This window comes from Tolypothrix sp. FACHB-123 (assembly GCF_014697075.1).
Classification (GTDB): Bacteria; Cyanobacteriota; Cyanobacteriia; order Cyanobacteriales; family Nostocaceae; genus Aulosira.
Genome location: NZ_JACJRE010000056.1, coordinates 1 through 18,335 on the forward strand (window position 1 = coordinate 1; position 18,335 = coordinate 18,335).

14 protein-coding genes and 1 rRNA gene are annotated in these 18,335 nt (G+C 40.8%); 3 read left to right on the forward strand and 12 right to left on the reverse strand.

Features of this window, described 5'->3' with window-relative positions; all coding sequences use genetic code 11:
* From H6G41_RS26900 to H6G41_RS26920, 5 genes are all read right to left on the reverse strand, one after another.
* Nucleotides 1–182: ribosomal RNA gene (locus H6G41_RS26900) — 16S ribosomal RNA — on the reverse strand; the annotation flags it as partial.
* Nucleotides 183–677: 495 nt separating this feature from the next.
* Nucleotides 678–2,912: a glycoside hydrolase gene (locus H6G41_RS26905; protein ID WP_190750408.1), complete on the reverse strand. Its 2,235-nt coding sequence runs from the start codon at nt 2,910–2,912 to the stop codon at nt 678–680.
* 331 nt (nt 2,913–3,243) lie between these two features.
* Nucleotides 3,244–3,474, reverse strand: a complete 231-nt coding sequence (locus H6G41_RS26910; protein ID WP_190750352.1) for a NifU family protein — start codon at nt 3,472–3,474, stop codon at nt 3,244–3,246.
* Nucleotides 3,475–3,926: 452 nt separating this feature from the next.
* Nucleotides 3,927–5,687, reverse strand: a complete 1,761-nt coding sequence (locus tag H6G41_RS26915; RefSeq protein ID WP_190750354.1) for an ATP-binding protein — start codon at nt 5,685–5,687, stop codon at nt 3,927–3,929.
* 172 nt (nt 5,688–5,859) lie between these two features.
* A complete protein-coding gene (locus H6G41_RS26920; protein WP_190546288.1) occupies nt 5,860–6,096 on the reverse strand; it encodes a hypothetical protein in 237 nt (78 codons plus the stop codon).
* Nucleotides 6,097–6,598: 502 nt separating this feature from the next.
* On the opposite strand from H6G41_RS26920, the gene lepA reads away from it, so the two are divergent.
* Complete coding sequence (lepA, locus tag H6G41_RS26925) at nt 6,599–8,410, forward strand: translation elongation factor 4 (protein WP_190636351.1); 1,812 nt, start codon at nt 6,599–6,601, stop codon at nt 8,408–8,410.
* 63 nt (nt 8,411–8,473) lie between these two features.
* Here the strand turns inward: lepA and H6G41_RS26930 are convergent, their stop codons facing one another.
* Nucleotides 8,474–8,875, reverse strand: coding sequence for a tail fiber protein (locus H6G41_RS26930; protein WP_206756952.1), 402 nt, complete (start codon nt 8,873–8,875; stop codon nt 8,474–8,476).
* 591 nt (nt 8,876–9,466) lie between these two features.
* Between H6G41_RS26930 and H6G41_RS26935 the strand changes: the two genes are divergently transcribed.
* Nucleotides 9,467–10,657 carry a glycosyltransferase family 4 protein gene (locus H6G41_RS26935; protein ID WP_190750358.1) on the forward strand — a complete coding sequence of 397 codons (1,191 nt, stop codon included), beginning with the start codon at nt 9,467–9,469 and terminating at the stop codon, nt 10,655–10,657.
* Nucleotides 10,658–10,807: 150 nt separating this feature from the next.
* Nucleotides 10,808–11,872 carry a cyanophycinase gene (locus tag H6G41_RS26940; protein ID WP_190750360.1) on the forward strand — a complete coding sequence of 355 codons (1,065 nt, stop codon included), beginning with the start codon at nt 10,808–10,810 and terminating at the stop codon, nt 11,870–11,872.
* 49 nt (nt 11,873–11,921) lie between these two features.
* Here the strand turns inward: H6G41_RS26940 and H6G41_RS26945 are convergent, their stop codons facing one another.
* The 6 genes from H6G41_RS26945 to H6G41_RS26970 all read right to left on the reverse strand — a co-directional run bounded on the left by H6G41_RS26945 (nt 11,922) and on the right by H6G41_RS26970 (nt 18,262).
* Nucleotides 11,922–13,088 carry a cysteine desulfurase family protein gene (locus H6G41_RS26945; protein ID WP_190750362.1) on the reverse strand — a complete coding sequence of 389 codons (1,167 nt, stop codon included), beginning with the start codon at nt 13,086–13,088 and terminating at the stop codon, nt 11,922–11,924.
* A gap of 3 nt (nt 13,089–13,091) precedes the next feature.
* Nucleotides 13,092–13,658 carry a restriction endonuclease subunit R gene (locus H6G41_RS26950; RefSeq protein ID WP_242038065.1) on the reverse strand — a complete coding sequence of 189 codons (567 nt, stop codon included), beginning with the start codon at nt 13,656–13,658 and terminating at the stop codon, nt 13,092–13,094.
* Between the two features lie 536 nt (nt 13,659–14,194).
* Entirely contained in the window at nt 14,195–14,848 is a 654-nt protein-coding gene (locus H6G41_RS26955; RefSeq protein ID WP_190750364.1) for a type I restriction endonuclease, read from the reverse strand.
* Between the two features lie 104 nt (nt 14,849–14,952).
* Nucleotides 14,953–15,447, reverse strand: a complete 495-nt coding sequence (gene bcp / locus H6G41_RS26960; protein WP_190750366.1) for a thioredoxin-dependent thiol peroxidase — start codon at nt 15,445–15,447, stop codon at nt 14,953–14,955.
* A 103-nt stretch (nt 15,448–15,550) separates the two neighbouring features.
* Nucleotides 15,551–16,015, reverse strand: a complete 465-nt coding sequence (locus H6G41_RS26965) for an RpiB/LacA/LacB family sugar-phosphate isomerase (protein WP_190750369.1) — start codon at nt 16,013–16,015, stop codon at nt 15,551–15,553.
* A gap of 36 nt (nt 16,016–16,051) precedes the next feature.
* Nucleotides 16,052–18,262 (reverse strand): EAL domain-containing protein, encoded by a 2,211-nt coding sequence (locus H6G41_RS26970; protein WP_190750371.1) that lies wholly within the window; start codon nt 18,260–18,262, stop codon nt 16,052–16,054.
* Nucleotides 18,263–18,335 lie beyond the last annotated feature (73 nt).

Genomic DNA, 18,335 nt, shown 5'->3' on the forward strand with positions numbered 1-18,335 from the left:
AGCCTTTCACCTTTCGGCACATCCGGTATTAGCCACCGTTTCCAGTGGTTGTCCCCGACCTGAAGACAGATTCTCACGCGTTACTCACCCGTCCGCCACTATCTCCGAAGAGACCGTTCGACTTGCATGTGTTAAGCATACCGCCAGCGTTCATCCTGAGCCAGGATCAAACTCTCCATTTTGTAGAATTGAGTTTAAGTTTCCGAAGCTTACTTATGACTTCAGAATTCCTGCTATAATTTTTGGTTAAATTTTGAGATTACTCAAAAAACCTTATTGACGAGGATTGGTTTTTTCTTAAGCTTTCAAAGTATTTTTTTGTCTCGGTTCGGTTGCTGCGGCGGTCTCTCGCCTCAGCACTCATCTAACATAGCAATTGTTTTTGCCATTCGTCAAGGGTTTCAACAAAAATTTTTGAGTTCTTTTGGCAGAGGTCTTTTTACGCCTTTGTCCAAAGACATTCGGTCTCCTGTCATCCCCTTTATCCAATAGCAAACAACAAATGAAGGCTGGTTTAGAGCAAGCTCATCTGATGATGTAAGCTATGGTTTACCTTACGCTTAGTACATAATATGTGTGCTTCTTGCGATCGCATATTCAAATACCCTGAGGAAATCTGATAGCAAATTTCTCAGGGTGAGGTAGGTAAATTTAAAAGCGACTTGCTTGAGCTAGAATTAAGGAACAGCAATCGGAATTAAAGCATTTTCTGGCAGATAGCTAGCAAATCTTCCTTCATCTGAGAGGACAAAAATCAGGCGCAGAGGGTAATCGGGTGGAACTTGTAAATCTGCCCAAGGTACTGCTACTTCTAAGCAGGTATTGAAAGCGACTTGAGCACGGCTAAAACGGGGATGCCATTGAAAATTTTCTCCAGCTTCGCGAAACTGAACTGATTGCGTCAGTAAGTTAATCTCTAAATGGTGATGAAATAGATAATTGACTGGGGCAATATCTGGGACTTCGGCTAAAGGTATGGGACTATTAAGCATGATTTTATCAGGATAAAACCATAGCAAGTTCAACTCTGCGGGCAAACCTTTCCCTGGAAAAATGCCGCTTTTTAAATCCATGCGCAAATAAAGATTGAGGTGGTCTACCCCATACCAAAGCCGTTGAATGGGGCTGCTGTTATGCATTGTTCCCCTAGCTCCACCTATTTCTAGGCGTCCAGCTTTGTCCCAGTCCTGTTCATCACCCTTACCATCGATAATGGGATGAATAAACCCTTGTGGGCTGTGATCTGTCCGTGCAGCATGTACTTCTACTGGTTGTCTGAGATAAGGAGGTATAGGTTCATTTAAGGCTTTGTAAATGCCATAGAGATGTTCTCGGAATAATTGGTCAAAAATTGCATCTTGATTTGAAGAATGTCCTTCACCAAACCACCAAAACCAATCAGAACCTTCGGCAGCATATAATGCTTCCCATGCTTCGGGGTTATTTTCTTCAGTAGCTTCGGGGTGACTGGCAAGGGTTTCTCTGGCTTGTGTGAGGTAGTCCCAAGCACGATTTTTAGCTGGATCGCCAATCCAAGTGGTAAAGCTACCATCTACCCAAGAACCACTATGCAGATGTTCTCCGGGGATAGTGGCTGTGGCTGGGAATTTTTCGAGAAATTCGGAGACAGTAACTAGCTTGATGTGAGGTTCTAGCTCTAAACTTTGATATAAGGCTTCTAAGAAGGGTTTACCGTCTTGGGGATAAAATTCCCAGCAATTTTCGCCATCTAAGGCAATTGTAACTAACCAGGGCTGTTCGCTTTGTTTGTCTCTCTGCATTTTAGCGATCGCTTGCAGGTGTCCGACTAAGTCTGCGGCTGCTTGTTTAGCTGGCATTGCTCCGTAGGTGAAGCCAATTAAATCTGATAATCGATGGTCGCGGAAAACAATTGCTAAATCCCCAGAGGGGGTTGTTAGGCGATAGGGTCGGTATAAAAGTTCTGGTTCTTCAACATTCCCAGCTCCATCCCGATGAAAAAAGTGTTTTAGTGTCCATCCTAAAACAGCTTCATCTGAGCAAATCCACTTAAAACCCTGTTTAATAATATACGGTAATATTGCCGAACTAACTGATTGTTCGGAAGGCCATAAACCACGAGGTTCTTGGCTAAAGCGGTCTGTGTATAAATCCCAGGCTTTTTGTAAATGTCGAGGAATATCTTCTGACCACTGAAACCGTAGCTGTGGCAAATTCATCTGGGGTACAGCTACGCGACCAGAATTAGTATCAGCTAGTAAGGGTAAAATTGGATGAGTGTAGGGGGTTGTTGTCACTTCTAGCTGCCCTGCGGCTTGCATTTTCCGGTGTTGGGGAATGATACGACTGAGAATTTCCCTCTGTTTGGAATAAATACGCTGGCGATCGCTTAAAGTAAAATTTCGACCTTGTTTTAACCAACTGGCAATCTCTGGATCATCCCAAAATAGTGGATCTATCCAGGCAAGATTGTGCCAAGCTAACAAATCACTGTAATCTTCCAGTTGCCAATTATCTAAACACCAAGCCTGACCTTTATCCTGCCTTTGGTGATACAACTGGCTATAGCGAGGATGAGGATCAATTAGGGTGTGGTGATTGGCATCAAAAAAATGTTGGACAATAAATTCCCGTTGTTCCTGATTTAATTGTTCAACTGGTGTCAAACTGGCTGTGAGATAGGGATCTAACGCTGTACCTGCTATGTAATCTTCCAGTTGCAATATTAATGAGGGAACCAGATTTACTGTTTGGTGTAATTTAGGATATCTTTCAAGGAGTAACACCAAATCTAGGTAATCCTTGGTGCCATGCAACCTGACCCAAGGTAAGCGGTACTGTTGGCTGGAAGATAACGAAACGCCGCTGGCAGGAGATTTGTACAGCGGCTGATGTTGATGCCAAATAAAGGCGACGTAGAGAGGTTGGGTCATAGGAATAATAGAGCATGGGGTATAGGGCATTGGGGAGCCAGTCCGTTGAGGAGTCAGTCGCGTGATGCGGCAATGCAATTTTGGGGGTTTCCACCATAAACAATTGCCCAAAGGGTTTCCCAACTTAGCGAACTGGCGTGAGATTACCTCCGTTGTAGCAACTAGTGTCCGGTTTTCCGGCTTGTAGACACCAGCAGGCTAGCAAGTAGCGTTATGGGGCATAGGATCTAGACTATGGGGTATGAAGCATAAGACGATCAAGGATTGTTTTTGTCTGTCATCTCCAATCCCTAGCTCCTAGTCCCCAGCCCCTAGTCCCTGTCGCTAGTCTTTAGATGACTTGCTCTACTTCGGCAATTTCTGGAATCATTTCCCGTAAGCGGCGCTCGATACCCATTCTTAAGGTCATGGTAGAACTAGGACAAGAACCGCAGGCTCCCTGCAACCGCAATTTGACTATAGGCCCATCAAGTTCTACTACTTCCACGTTGCCGCCATCAGATATCAAATAAGGGCGCATTTCATCTAAAACTGTTTCCACGTTTTCAAGTGTTAGTTCCATAGTTTTTGTCCTGTAAATTAACTGAGGGTATGGGAAACTAGTCTATAGTGGAGCTAAAGCACAACTAAAAAGCCAATTCCCAACATTTTCTTTTTTTGCTTTTAAAACGATCCTAGATCTAATTGCAGCTAGTTGTTAGTGATTGGTAGCCACTTATCTGTTTGTGATGACTTTGTAAATATCTTAAGGCTAAGCCATTCAGCACACACGGACTATATAGTGTTGTATGTTTATGGGAAGATTAGTTTTAGAATAGCGCTAAAGCTAAAAATATAATTATTTTGAATGATTACCTGTGACTTTTGATTTCCACAGAACAGTGATATTTATATGGATATAAGAGTTACAGAAGAAAGTATTGTGTGATTTATAGCCTGTACTATTTTGTGGTTTCGGCAGTATTATCCGATTAATTCTTGATTAATGGGATAATTGCCACTTTCAACCTTGGGCTAACAAAGACTGTTAAGAAAATCGTTGTCACTTGCAGAAACAATAACTGGTTGTTGATATAGGGGAACTGTAAATGTAACTGTCGAGCCTAGTCCTTCACCGAGACTGTAAAAGTGTACTTCACCACCCATAGCCTCGACTAACTTCTGTGAAATTGCTAATCCCAAACCTGTGCCCCCATACTGGCGGGTGCGAGAACCATCAACTTGGGAAAATAATTGAAATAATTTGTCTTGTTTGTCTAAAGATACACCAATACCTGTATCTGCTACGCGCACTCTGACCATGCCAGGGAATGGTTGCCCTTGAAATTTAATCTTTTTGAGGACGATATCGGCACTGATGGTAATTCCACCTTCTTGGGTAAATTTAATGGCATTACCTACCAAGTTGAGCATGACCTGTAGGAGGCGTTGGTAGTTACCTTGAACAATAATTTCATCTGAGGTAGTAGGCAATTGCATCTGGAAGCTCAAGTTTCTCATTTGAGCTTGGGGACGCATAAAGTTGTCTACATCACTAAATAACTCAGCTAATTGGACTGGACTGCAATCTAGCTCCATTTTGCCTGCTTCGATTTTGGCAATGTCTAAGATGTCATTGATGATATTTAGCAGGTGAATTGATAAGTGGTGCGCTTCTTGGAGAAACTGATTTTGTTCTTCTGGATCATCTGCCATTCCTTCTAAAATCAGCTTCAGAAAACCAATCATCCCATTGAGGGGGGTACGAATTTCATGGGACACGTTAGCCAGAAATTCGCTTTTGAGACGAGATGCGTCTTCAGCTTTTTGACGGGCTGATTCTAATTCTTTGTATAAGGTAGCATGAGCGATCGCAGTTCCCAACTGATCCGCTACTTCTTTGGCTAATTCAATTTCAGATTCTGTCAATGGGTAGCATTCCTCTGGGACTGTCAAAGCTACCAATCCATTGGCTTGGTCTTGATAAGATGTCGCTACTACTAAAACTTTCTGTTTTGGACACAGAGTATACTCAGGCGATTCCATGACTACTGGTTCTAAAGTAGTCAAAGCATGGGCGAAAGCAGGCTCATCAGCTATATCTATGTCTTGATTGAGCATGAATTTGCTCTGGTGCTGGTGATACTCTGCTTTCACCTGAATTTTGGAGCTACAAGGCTGGTGAGAACAAATAATGCAGCGTTCTAGCCGCAACACTTTACCCAAACTATCAACTGTTTGTTGCCAAATTACATCTAGATCCAGATTGCGGCGAATATTTTTCGTAATTCTATTCACCAGTTTCTGATGTCTTTGCGAGCGTACAGTTAACTCTATCTGAGTTGGTGTTTTTGTAATTACATCTATTGTGGTTCTGTTGACTTTAGCTTGCAGTAAGCGTCCCATCACTAAAACAGTGGTGGCTGCTTTCCCTAACTGGGGCATAATCGGAGTGATTATTAACTCCAACTCAAATAACTCTTGACCATAACTAAACCAACATTGCAATTTTTCTGGCACTAGATGTGTCAAAATCCGATGTAATCGTTCCAAGTAAGCTACTTTATCCACAGGGACAAAGGTGGACTGATCGTTAAACTCATCAACTATGTGCTCAGGATTTAACCCCAGAACTTCACTGTGCTGCCAATAAAAAGCCAGGTAACGTCCTGACTCATCTTGTGTATATACCAACTCTGCTCCTAGAGTTGGTAATAAATAGTCAGTGGGATGATTGATAGAGCTACGATTCTGGGAGTATATGTTCGGCAATTGAGAATTAGCAGTAATAGTCATTATCGAGTTGGATAGACAAATAGCAGCCGACGACATTATTACTAAAGCTGCTTAAAGTGTGGCATAAATTATTACAGCTTTGAAGTCTTGAGTTGAAGTTTTAGTCTTTTTCTGAGCCAAAGTGGCAAATTTTACATTTTTTTGATTTTGATTTTACAATTTTTTTATATATTTAGTCGTTCCATTCTCCCCGAGGTGGAATAGGCGAACGTACAGGAGTACGCGTCAGTTCATCATCTCTAGGAACTTCACCTCGTAACCATTGCCTAATTGCTACTTCAATAACTTTGCTGGGGTCATTGGTTAAATGCTGAATTTGCTCTACTAACTCGGAGTCCAGGCGGACAGCAATTTCTACCTTATCGGCTTGTCTGTGTTCCGCATCGGTAGCTTTTTCTTTCATATTCATAGGTTTATATACTCAATAATTTTTGTGTCAAAAGCTTTGTAAAGCAGTACTATTATGAATTTCGGATTAGTTTCTTGAACAAATGCAAAAATTTATAGTTACATAGTTCCCCGAAATTTTACCAAATTAACAGATGCTGCATACAAGTGGGAATTGTTGATGAAATTTACCAGACAATAGCTCTATAAGCTTTGTTAGTCAATTAATCGTTACGAGCTATTACGGGTTGACTCACATACGCTCCTACACTGTGTACTTATACATATTTATTGTACGCTTCTGGTAGATCAATACCAGCAAGTAACAATAGACTTTTATCGATTCTTCAAAGGGAATGGTTAGGAGCTGGGGGGCTATTGGCTAGGATGATGAAAAGAATGCCCAATGACAACTGACCAATGACAAATAACAACTGACAACTGACCATTGACTAATAAAGCATTAAAATACATTAAGTAATTTGCTCTGTTAACCTTGGTTGCTTTTTCAGCAAAAATGATATATGACTGACGTTCCCGCAGTTCGCATTCGCAATTTTTGTATTATTGCTCACATCGACCACGGGAAATCCACCCTTGCCGATCGCTTACTCCAAGCTACTGGTACTGTTGAAGATCGGCAGATGAAGGAGCAGTTTCTCGACAATATGGATCTGGAACGGGAGCGCGGCATTACCATTAAGCTGCAAGCTGCCCGAATGAACTACACTGCTAAAGATGGTCAGCAGTATGTGTTGAATTTAATTGATACGCCTGGACACGTAGATTTCTCCTACGAGGTGTCCCGCTCTTTGGCTGCTTGTGAAGGGGCGCTGTTGGTAGTGGATGCTTCCCAAGGCGTAGAGGCGCAAACTTTGGCTAATGTGTATTTAGCTCTGGAACATAATCTGGAAATTATCCCGGTTTTAAATAAAATCGATTTACCAGGTGCAGAACCAGACAGAGTCATTAGCGAAATTGAAGAAATCATCGGCTTAGATTGTAGTGGGGCGATTTTAGCCTCAGCTAAAGAAGGTATTGGGATTAATGAGATTTTAGAGGCGATTGTTGAGCGCGTACCACCAGCGCCGAATACTGTAGATCAGCGCTTGCGGGCGTTAATTTTTGATAGTTACTATGACAGCTACCGGGGTGTAATTGTTTACTTCCGGGTGATGGATGGAAGCTTGAAAAAAGGCGATCGCATTTATTTAATGGCTTCTGAAAAAGAATATGAAATTGATGAGTTAGGGGTTCTTTCTCCGACTCAGAAGCAAGTTGATGAACTTCACGCTGGGGAAGTAGGTTATTTAGCTGCCGCCATTAAAGCTGTGGCTGATGCGCGGGTTGGGGATACAATTACCCTAGCTAACGCTAAGGCTCCAGAAGCTTTACCAGGGTACACAGAAGCTAACCCGATGGTCTTTTGTGGGATGTTCCCCATCGATGCTGACCAATTTGAAGACTTGCGGGAAGCTCTGGAAAAGCTGAGGCTAAATGATGCGGCGCTACATTACGAACCAGAAACTTCGAGTGCGATGGGCTTTGGTTTCCGGTGTGGGTTCTTGGGTTTGCTGCACATGGAAATTGTCCAAGAACGTTTGGAAAGGGAATATAACTTAGATTTAATTATTACAGCTCCTTCTGTGGTTTATAAGGTGACGACTCTCAAGGGTGAGGAACTGTATATAGATAATCCTAGTCATTTGCCTTCTCCCAACGAGCGCGAGAAAATTGAAGAGCCTTACGTTAAGGTAGAAATGATTACGCCTGAAACCTACGTAGGTACTTTGATGGAGTTGTCGCAAAATCGCCGGGGTATTTTCAAGGATATGAAATATCTCACCCAAGGGCGAACAACTTTGACATACGAGCTACCTTTGGCGGAAGTGGTGACAGACTTTTTTGACCAAATGAAATCGCGATCGCGCGGTTATGCGAGTATGGAGTATCACCTGATTGGTTATCGCGAAAATCCTTTGGTGAAGCTGGATATTATGATCAATGGCGATCCGGTGGATTCTTTAGCGATGATTGTGCACCGCGATAAAGCTTACAACGTTGGGCGCTCGATGGCAGAAAAACTAAAAGAACTTATTCCCCGCCATCAATTTAAAGTACCCATTCAAGCGAGTATTGGTAGTAAAGTCATCGCCAGCGAACATATCCCAGCTTTGCGCAAAGACGTACTAGCCAAATGCTACGGTGGCGATATCAGCCGGAAGAAGAAACTTTTGCAAAAGCAAGCAAAAGGTAAAAAGCGGATGAAATCTGTGGGTACGGTGGATGTTCCTCAGGAAGCTTTTATGGCTGTTTTGCGATTAGATCAAAGTTAGTAGACATTTATTCTCGTAGTGAAGGCTTGAGTCTTCACTACGAACCCCATTAAAAAAATTCACTTAGCCACGGTCAGGCCAAATTCCTACTAAAGCGACGCAATAACGCAAAGCAATATACCCAGTAGGTAAAGCAGTTGTATTTGTCGGCTCGGGTTTAGTTACTGTAGCCAAGCCTTTCTGTCCTAAAGTGTAAGCTGGTAAACCATTTCCTTGTCCTAAACCAATTGGTTCTCGTCCTCTCAAATCTGGTAGGGCGAAGGTTGTGCGACCGTCACCACCATAAGTAGTTCCCAGCAGAGCGAATAGAGCCTGATTTTGACTAACTTGTAACATTTGTCCATTGGCTTCTGCCCAACCATTTGGACAATAAGTATTACCTGATAACATGACTTCACCAATATATGGGTCTATACCAGCAGATGCGGGTTGAACAGAGACACCAAATATTACGCTTACGGACACAACAATAGTCAGAAGAAAACTTGTTACTATTCGGTACAAGTGCTGTAAATACGAGTATTTCATTGTGATTTCTCCAAAATTATAACTAGTATTGCTACTTAAATAGACCGAGACCCAACTTTAGTCACAGTTAACTATCACCTCTTATTTATCTGAATTTTTAGAGGCTGTTGTGACTTGCTAGTTAGTATCAGTGCAATAAGTAGTTGTGTATAAAATACAGCAATTATTGAATTTGAGTTTGGAAATAAATATAAAATTTTCTGTGTATTTAAATACATATCTTACTCGCTTATAGGCGAATATCATCTGCTAATGCAAACTGACGCAACTAGGACATTTCTAGATTGCGTCAATTAGCTATGAGCTTTTTTAAAAAATTACAAAAACTGTTAATTAATTAGACATAATTAAGCTTAACTATATTTTTCTTGTTGTTTATGCTCTATCTATCATATGTAATCATGTTTGGCAAGTTATTTTATAATTTTTAAAATTTGCGTCAATTTACTCGTTGCAATTGCTATCTTTTTCTTCTGAGATAAATTTTAGTTTTTTGGAATATTGATTAAACATTGGGGGGTCTAGTAAATGAAGATATTAGTATTAAGTTGGGAGTTTCCACCGAGGATAGTTGGTGGGATTGCGCGTCATGTAGCAGAGTTATATCCAGAATTGGTGAAGTTGGGACATGAAATTCATTTGATTACGGTGGAACACGGTCAAGCTTCGATGTACGAATTGGTAGAAGGAATACATGTACATCGAGTCCCGGTAGCTGCTAGTAGAGACTTTTTTCACTGGATAGTCAACTTGAATGAAAGCATGGGACATCATGGTGGCAAACTGATTCTAGAAGAAGGCCCTTTTGATTTAATTCATGCTCATGATTGGTTAGTTGGTGATGCTGCGATCGCACTCAAGAGTAACTTTAAAATACCCCTAATTGCGACAATTCACGCGACTGAACACGGACGCTATAACGGTCTTCATACAGACACCCAACGCTATATCAGTGGGAAAGAGAATTTGTTAGCTTTCAATGCTTGGCGAATTATTGTTTGTAGCGAATATATGCGCCTGGAAGTGGAAAGAGTATTACATAGCCCTTGGGATAAAATTGATGTAATTTTTAACGGAATTCGGCCAGAAAAGAAACAGCATCATGAAGGCTTTCATGCTGATAATTTTCGCCGCCAATTTGCTGAAGACAATGAAAAAATTGTCTACTATGTTGGGCGCATGACTTACGAGAAGGGTGTGCCTTTATTACTCAATGCTGCACCCAAGGTACTGGGGGAAATGGGTGGTAATGTTAAATTTGTGATTGTTGGCGGCGGTAATACTGACCATCTCAAGCGTCAAGCTTGGGATTTAGGAATTTGGCATAAATGCTATTTTACTGGTTTTCTTTCTGATGAATACTTGGATAAATTTCAGACTGTAGCTGACTGTGCAGTTTTCCCCAGTCTTTATGAACCCTTTGGTATAGTTGCGTTAGAAAGTTTTGCCTCGCGCGTTCCCGTAGTAGTTTCAGATACTGGTGGTTTTCCCGAAGTCGTGCAACATACAAAAACCGGGATTGTTACCTGGGTAAACAGTCCTGACTCCATTGCTTGGGGAATTTTGGAGGTTTTGAAAAATCCTGGTTATCGCCAATGGCTGATTGATAATGCTTATGAGGATTTAGAGAGACGCTTTAGCTGGACAAAATTAGCCCTGCAAACTGAAGCTGTGTATCAGCGAGTAGTGAAAGAGCGATCGCAGGTAGACTGGTTTTAAATTGCACAAGCAACGAAAAAATCAGTAGAGAATAAAAGATTACCCTGCATTTTTAGGGTTAAAAAACAGTACAAGCCTTGTACGCTGGGAATTTCACCCCTTCTGGTGAGAGAGTTAGCAAATAATTGCAGTTTGCACCAGAAGGTTAGCATGACTAAGGCCTTTCCAAATATAGCAAAGTGGTTAAAAAGTTTAGGAACCATGTTGCTGAAGATGGGAACCACCTTCATAACCCATATTACAGCAAACTTGAGACGCTATTTTCAGGACATTACCGAGGATGTCGATTCTTCTTTAGCTCCCTTACCTACTTTACCTGCTTTATCTGCCTTGCCTCACCTAGCCGGGCCTGTGCTTAACTTGGGTGGTGGTGGCCCTGATGTTGAGGAGGCGATTCAATGGATGATTCACCAGGTGAGGGGTGGTATTAACTGCGCTACTAAAGTTAATGTTGTAGTTCTCCGCACCTATGGTAATCACGATTACACTCGATTGATTTATGAGATGAAAGGCGTAAAGTCGGCAGAAACGCTGATTATCAGTAATCGCAACGATGCTAACAGAGCGGAGATTGTTGATAAAGTCCGCAAAGCAGATGTAATTTTTATTGCAGGCGGCGACCAATGCCAATACATCCGTAACTGGAAAGGCACTAAGCTAGAGGCGGCTGTTAAATCTGTTTACGCCAGAGGTGGAGGAATTGGCGGTACTAGTGCGGGGGCGATGATCCAAAGTGAATTTGTTTATGATGCTTGTGCTTCTTCCGAAGAAGGGATTGAAACCAAAGATGCGCTGGAAGATCCTTATCAGGATATTACCTTCACTTACAACTTTTTTAAATGGCGGCATCTTTCGGGAACGATTGTAGACACCCACTTTGACAGGCGCAAGAGAATGGGCAGAATTATGGCTTTTATCGCCCGTCAAATTCAAGATGGCAAAACTCAACGGGCTTTAGGTATCGCCATTAGTGAAGAAACATCGGTAGTTATTGATAAATATGGTTTGGCAAAAGTGATGGGTAGGGGTGCAGCATATTTTGTTTTGGGCGATCGCCCCCCAGAAGTTTGCAAACCCCGCACACCTTTAACATTTCACGACTACAAAATTTGGCGCGTTCCCCGTGGCGATACCTTTGATTTAAAGAACATACCCAGTAGAGGTTATTATCTGCGGAGTGTGAAACGGGGAAGGTTTAATTCAGATCCATATTAAGGGGCTAGGGGCTAGGGGCTAGGGAGTTATTTTCTCCCTTCCCTTGTCCTCACACCAAAGTTGTCTGCTTGCGCAAACTCCTAATTGTGGCGATCGCATGTTTGGCTACGATATCAATCTCCTCTGGGGTATTGAAGCGCCCAATGCCAAAGCGTACTGAGGCGTAGGCTAGCTGTGGGGGATGTCCTAAGGCGGTGAGAACGTGGGAAGGTGCTGTGACGGCGGAGTTACAAGCGGAACCGGAAGAAACTGCCATGATTGATTGTAATCCTAACCCAAGTGCTGCACCATCTACGCCATCAACGCTAATACTCAGGTTTCCTGGTAGGCGTTGGGTAAGATGTCCGTTGAGGTGAACGCCTTCGATTTGGGAAAGTTGTTCCCACAGTTTTAGCCGCAGTTGTGTCTGTCGTTGGTTCTCTGTTGCTTGTTCTGCTAAAGCGATTTCTACAGCTTTACCGAAACCGACGATTTGCGGTGTATATAATGTACCCGATCGCATTCCTCGTTCATGTCCGCCGCCATGTTGTTGGGGGGCGAGTTGGACTCTGGGGTTGCGTCTTCTGACGTATAATGCACCAATACCTTTTGGGCCGTATACTTTATGTGCTGTTAGCGACATTAAGTCAATTTTTTGGGCTTCCACATCCAAGGGCATTTTACCAATAGCTTGGGCGGCGTCGGTGTGGAATAAAATATTGCGATCGCGGCAAATTTCCCCAATCGCTGATAACGGCTGCAATACGCCAATTTCGTTATTTGCAGCCATTACTGACACTAAAATTGTCTCTGGGCGGATCGCTTTTTCTAAATCAGTTAAATCAATTAATCCGTCTTTTTGTACGGGAAGTACTGTAATTTCAAAACCCAATGTTTTTAAATATGCACAAGGGTCGAGAACAGCTTTATGTTCTGTCGCCACAGTAATAATATGCTGTCCTTTTTGGAAATAAGCTTCAGCTACACCTTTTATCGCTAAATTATTCGCTTCTGTCGCCCCACTGGTAATGACAATTTCTTCTGGTGAGGCTTTAATAGCTGCTGCTAGAATTTCTCGCGTTTGTTTCACCGCTGCTTCTGCTTCCCAACCATAAACATGACTAATACTTGCTGGATTACCAAACTTTTCTGTGAAGTAAGGAATCATTGCTGCTAATACTCGTTCGTCAACGGGGGTGGTAGCATGGCAATCAAGGTAGATGGGGCGATTAGACATATATCAACTCAAAATTTGACTTAATTTTTTTAATATCCTGAGAAATGGATACAATTCATTCTCTCGCTTGGATAACGTAAACCTATCGGATAAAGCATACTCAGACTTATCTTGCTGAATTAGCTTGATAAACTGGAAATCTTCTCCACTCGTTACACAGCCAAACACAGATTTGTCTGGATGAGGATTAGCCAGCATATAAGCGATCGCTTGCGGTATAGCTTCTAAAAGGTAAAAACTAGGTATTTTAGATTCAATTATTAACAACCACAGTTGTTTTTGAATAACTAAAACGTCAATGCGTCCTCTAACAATTTCGTCTTTATCCTCAATTGCAATTTCTATCGACTCTTCCGTCGCTAATAAAAATGGCTCACGATAAAATCCAGCTAAATCTAGTAAAGGAGATAATACCACCATTTTGACCGCGTTCTCTAAAATTGGTGGGCGCTTTGCCAATCTGAGGAAATTAGCTTTAACTCTGTCGAGATATTCCTTTTCTAAATCTGTGACTTCGGGGAGAGAATCAAACCACTCTTGAAACAAGTTCTCACTGTCTGACTGTCGCAAACCAAATCTTTCTTTTCAATAGGCAATACCTATATTTTGGGCTTGGATGACTTGAACCATTATTGATAGAATAAAGGCGCTATGATTATTTTATAGCTTTACAAAACTTCACAATACTATAATTAATTAGGCAAATTAGGCAAAATAAACCACGTCCATCTTGAGAACTGGAGCTTTTTAAACAGCGAGTTGAGATATGTAGTCCTTAATATATAAGCTTTCAGCCAATAATATAAAAACTACAGGTTTCAACCTGGATGAGGTTTATCCTTTGTATTTAGAGAGTCATGTATTGCGATGGCATACAGTGAGTTTACTATGGCTCAAGTTAGAGAAAAATTTGGCTTAATTATCCCAGAACCAGATAATTTATTTGCTGAAGTTTCTAGTATCTAACCTAGTCAAATATTACAAATATTTCTAAAATAAATTTTAGCAACAGTAATTAATACAAGTTGGTTACTAGTTAATTATCCCAATTTTATTAGAGTTATCTAAAATTTTAACTTTCAGATTGTTAATTTATCGTGCTGAGTTTAACAAACTTGTCCTAGTTTTTTCAATATACTTAAAACAGTATATAGTTCATTTTGGCTACTATATAAAGTAAATCTATCCGATAATCCATAAATTGGCTGATTATCTCTGCTGAGTTTGATAAATTGAAAATCTTCGCCATTTAGTACTAATGAGTATACTGGCTCCTCAGGATTTGGTGCAGCTAGCATGTAGGTAAATGCTTGAGGAATAGCTTTAGCTAAAGAAAAAGCAGACCTTTTGGATTCAATTATTAGTAACCATAGTTTATTTTGGATGACTAATACATCAATCTTGCCTTTAATAATTTCTTTTTCTGCTTCTGCTTTATTGGCATTACCTATAATGACTTCTTCACTAATTTCTATACTTTCTTCCGTTGCAATAGTAAAAGGCGGACGATAAAAGCCTGCTAAATCTAATAGGGGAGATAAGACTACTAATTTTACTGCCTCTTCTAAAAGAGGTACATTTTCCAGTAAACTGAGGTAGTTGGTTTTTACTCTATCTAAATATTGCTGTTCTAACTCGGTTATCGTGGGTAAATTATCACGCCACTCTATAAAAAACTGAGCGTCTTCAGATTTTGTGAGAGCAAAGTTTTCTTTTAAGTAAGAAAGAGTTACATTTTGCCCTTGGATAATTTGCACCATAGGTTATTGAACAACCTAATATTTTAATAGCAATAGCTGGAATCATTAATGCTAATTTGGTGCGTTGCGTTAGGCGACAACACACCATAAATTAAACTTGCAATCTAAGATAATGCAGTTGATATGGTTGCCAATTCTTGCAATTTATTTAAAACTTGTTGAGCATGAGCTTTAACTTTGACATTCGACCAAGTATAAGCGATTTTCCCATCAGGATCGATGAGAAAAGTTGAGCGCACAACACCCATATATTCTTTACCCATAAACTTCTTTAATTGCCAAACTCCATAAACTTCGGCTAAATCGTGTTCTGGATCGCTTAACAGGGTAATTGTTAAGTTATGTTTAGCAATAAACTTACAATGGGATTGGCTAGAATCTGGACTTACGCCGAAGATTTTCGCGCCCATTGCGCTAAATTCTTGATTTAAATCGGTAAAATCTTTAGCTTCTGTGGTGCAACCTGGGGTGTTATCTTTGGGGTAAAAATAAAGCACAACCCATTGACCGCTAAAATCCGTTAGACTGACGGGGGTTTCGTGTTCGTCAGGAATGGAAAATTCAGGTGCTGGTTGTCCGATTTGGGGAATATTACTCATAATTGGGAAAAGAGCGATCGCTTGATAATTTTACCTAAATTCAGCTATCGCATGTAAGCATCGGTAAGTGTGCTTGTATCTTAGCTATTATTGCCAGCGCACTTCATGTTTTTTGTAATAAAGTGCTTTTTTCTAACTCTGTGATGCGCTGCATTTGTTGCAGATTCCAGTCATCGTTGGAGTATGGGGTAGAAAACCAAGCCTCGAGAATTTCTTTAGCGATCGCATCTGTTGTTGCGCGTAGACTTAATACTAAGACATTAGCATGGTTCCAAATACGTGCCCCACGAGCCGTCTCGGCATCATGACATAAAGCAGCGCGAATACCACTAACTTTATTAGCTGCAATTGATGCACCTGTACCAGTCCAACAAAAGACAATTCCTTCGTCTGCTTGGTGTGTGGCTACAGCTAAAGCCACTTTACTACTGCTAATAGGCCAATCAACTTCTGATTCATGTTTATCCAAAGAACCAAAGGTGATGATTTGATGTCCGCGCTGTTTGAGTTCTGCAAGTACTATATCTGTTAAGTGTGTACGTTCATCACTGCCAATAGCAATTTTCATCTCAGCACCCTCAGTACTTTAGTAAATCAGGATTGATTAAAATTTTAAGTAGCCCATAGATACTATACAATTTCTCCCCTGTGCTTTTGCTTGGTATAGCCCCATATCAGCAGCAGCAATTAAGGTATTTTGCGGTAATTGCTGAGTGGGAGTAATAGACGCTAAGCCTAGACTGAGTGTAATAAATTCACTGGCTGGGGAGGTGGGATGAGACAATTTTAAACCTAGAACATGACGCTGAATATCTTGAGCGATCGCGATCGCTGATTCGACATCAGTATTTGGTAAAATCACCGCAAACTCTTCTCCACCATAGCGCGCCACTAAACTAGCAGGATGTTGAACTGCTTCTGAAATAGCTTGCGCAATTTGTCTGAGTGCATCATCTCCGGCTAGATGTCCAAGGGTATCGTTATAAAGCTTAAAGTAATCGACATCACACAAAATCAAAGAAATTGAGGCGGGTTCTTTTTGCGATCGCTGCCACTGGCCATTTAAAGTATCATCAAAACAGCGTCTATTGGCTAGTTGAGTCAGACCATCAGAAGAGGCTAGGCGTTGTAATTCTTGATTTGCGTCTTGTAATTGCTGATAAAGTTCCGATTGTTGAATTGCGATCGCCGCTTGACCGGCAAGCTGGTTAAATAAGTTAATTTCGGATTGTTGCCATAATCTTGTGTTACTACATTGATGTGCAATTAACAATCCCCATAAATATTCTTTTTGCAAAATTGGTACTACCAAGTTGGCTCTGATTTGTAAACTGCGTAACATCTCAATGTAACAGGGTGTTAGTCCAGCGATTTCAATATCCGCGATCGCTCTACTATTACCTTGTTGGTAGTAAATTGCATGATTAGATTGGAAACAAGTATCAATAATACGCATTCCCAAAATAGACGTACAGCCTGGTGCTAAAGATTCAACAGCAACTGAGCCACTCCAATCTTTCTCGAATTGATAAATTAATACTCTGTCTACCTCAAACAATTGCCGCACTTCATCTGCTGTGGTTTGCAAAATATCGGCTAAATTCAACGATTCTCGAATCCGCTGTGTGACAGTTGCAACAATTTTTTCCGACTGAGTTGGATGTTGAACAAACTGCTCTAATTGTTTATGCGCTGACAATATTATGATTGATTTATTGACATCAAATTGGGGCGTTGTCTTCGCAGGTATTACATTGGGTTTAGCAATCAAATAGCCTTGAGCTAGAGTTGCACCTCGTTGTTTTAACCAATTTAATTCTTCAATATCTTCAATTCCTTCAGCAACGGTCTGGATATTTAATTTGTTCGTAATTTCTAGCAGTTTTTCAGTAATATATCCTTTATAGATATCTTGATGAACATTGCGAATTAATTCCATGTCTAACTTGACAAAATCTGGGCGTAACTGATGCAGTAAATTTAAGCTAGAATAGCCAGAGCCAAGGTCATCAAGTGCGATTAAAAAGCCCGCATCTCGGTAGTATTTTAAGACGGTTTTCAGATGCTCTAAATCTTGAGGATTATCTGATTCTACAACTTCAAATACTACTCGTTCGTGAGAAATTTCTGCCCGGTCTATTGCTTCTACTGTACTGCGTAGACAGGAACTTGGATCGTAAACTGCTGTCGGGGAAAAATTGATAAATATATTGCCACTAACTGCATAGCGGCTAAATTGATTAATGCTATTGAGGCGTGCAAATTGGTCAATTTGTGGTAAAAGTCCAGCTTCTGTTGCTAACTTTAAAATTGATTGTGGAGAGATAATATTTCCTTTTTCATCTAACCCCCGCAATAACGATTCATATCCATAAATCTGAGATGTATCGTTAATTAAAACAATTGGTTGAAAATAACTGATAAATCTTTCCTTACTTAACATTTCTACCAGCCATTCTGCTTGACCAAATTTGATAAAGCGTTGCAAGGAGGTCATATCACTAAAATCGTGAAGTTGCGGCTGGATAGAACCCTGAATAAACAAAACTTGAGTTTCTTTTAACTCTCTCGGTGCCAATAATTGAGCCAGGTTAACGGCAATTTCTTGTGCTTGCCCGTATTCACAATACCAACTTAAACCAGAGCGCTCTGGCATTAATTCATAGTCAACAGCAATATGCTTAAGATATGAGGTGACTTTTTTTAAAGTATGGGGAATAGGAAACCAGAGAAAGAGCCTGCCTGCTTCCCTAGTCTTGTTGCACGTCATTGGGCGACAAGTACAAATTTTGGAATTAGGACATTCTTGGCTCATGGAAGATCACCTCGATAGATTTTTTCCTATTATTCCCATTTTTACTAAATGTCAAAAAAAAACACACTTTCTA

Bases quoted from the DNA above. Each gene is read 5' to 3' on its own strand.
- H6G41_RS26905 (WP_190750408.1), bottom strand. From the start codon at position 2,912: ATGACCCAACCTCTCTACGTCGCCTTTATTTGGCATCAACATCAGCCG.
- H6G41_RS26910 (WP_190750352.1), bottom strand. From the start codon at position 3,474: ATGGAACTAACACTTGAAAACGTGGAAACAGTTTTAGATGAAATGCGC.
- H6G41_RS26915 (WP_190750354.1), bottom strand. From the start codon at position 5,687: ATGACTATTACTGCTAATTCTCAATTGCCGAACATATACTCCCAGAAT.
- H6G41_RS26920 (WP_190546288.1), bottom strand. From the start codon at position 6,096: ATGAATATGAAAGAAAAAGCTACCGATGCGGAACACAGACAAGCCGAT.
- lepA (WP_190636351.1), top strand. From the start codon at position 6,599: ATGACTGACGTTCCCGCAGTTCGCATTCGCAATTTTTGTATTATTGCT.
- H6G41_RS26935 (WP_190750358.1), top strand. From the start codon at position 9,467: ATGAAGATATTAGTATTAAGTTGGGAGTTTCCACCGAGGATAGTTGGT.
- H6G41_RS26940 (WP_190750360.1), top strand. From the start codon at position 10,808: ATGACTAAGGCCTTTCCAAATATAGCAAAGTGGTTAAAAAGTTTAGGA.
- H6G41_RS26945 (WP_190750362.1), bottom strand. From the start codon at position 13,088: ATGTCTAATCGCCCCATCTACCTTGATTGCCATGCTACCACCCCCGTT.
- H6G41_RS26955 (WP_190750364.1), bottom strand. From the start codon at position 14,848: ATGGTGCAAATTATCCAAGGGCAAAATGTAACTCTTTCTTACTTAAAA.
- bcp (WP_190750366.1), bottom strand. From the start codon at position 15,447: ATGAGTAATATTCCCCAAATCGGACAACCAGCACCTGAATTTTCCATT.
- H6G41_RS26965 (WP_190750369.1), bottom strand. From the start codon at position 16,015: ATGAAAATTGCTATTGGCAGTGATGAACGTACACACTTAACAGATATA.
- H6G41_RS26970 (WP_190750371.1), bottom strand. From the start codon at position 18,262: ATGAGCCAAGAATGTCCTAATTCCAAAATTTGTACTTGTCGCCCAATG.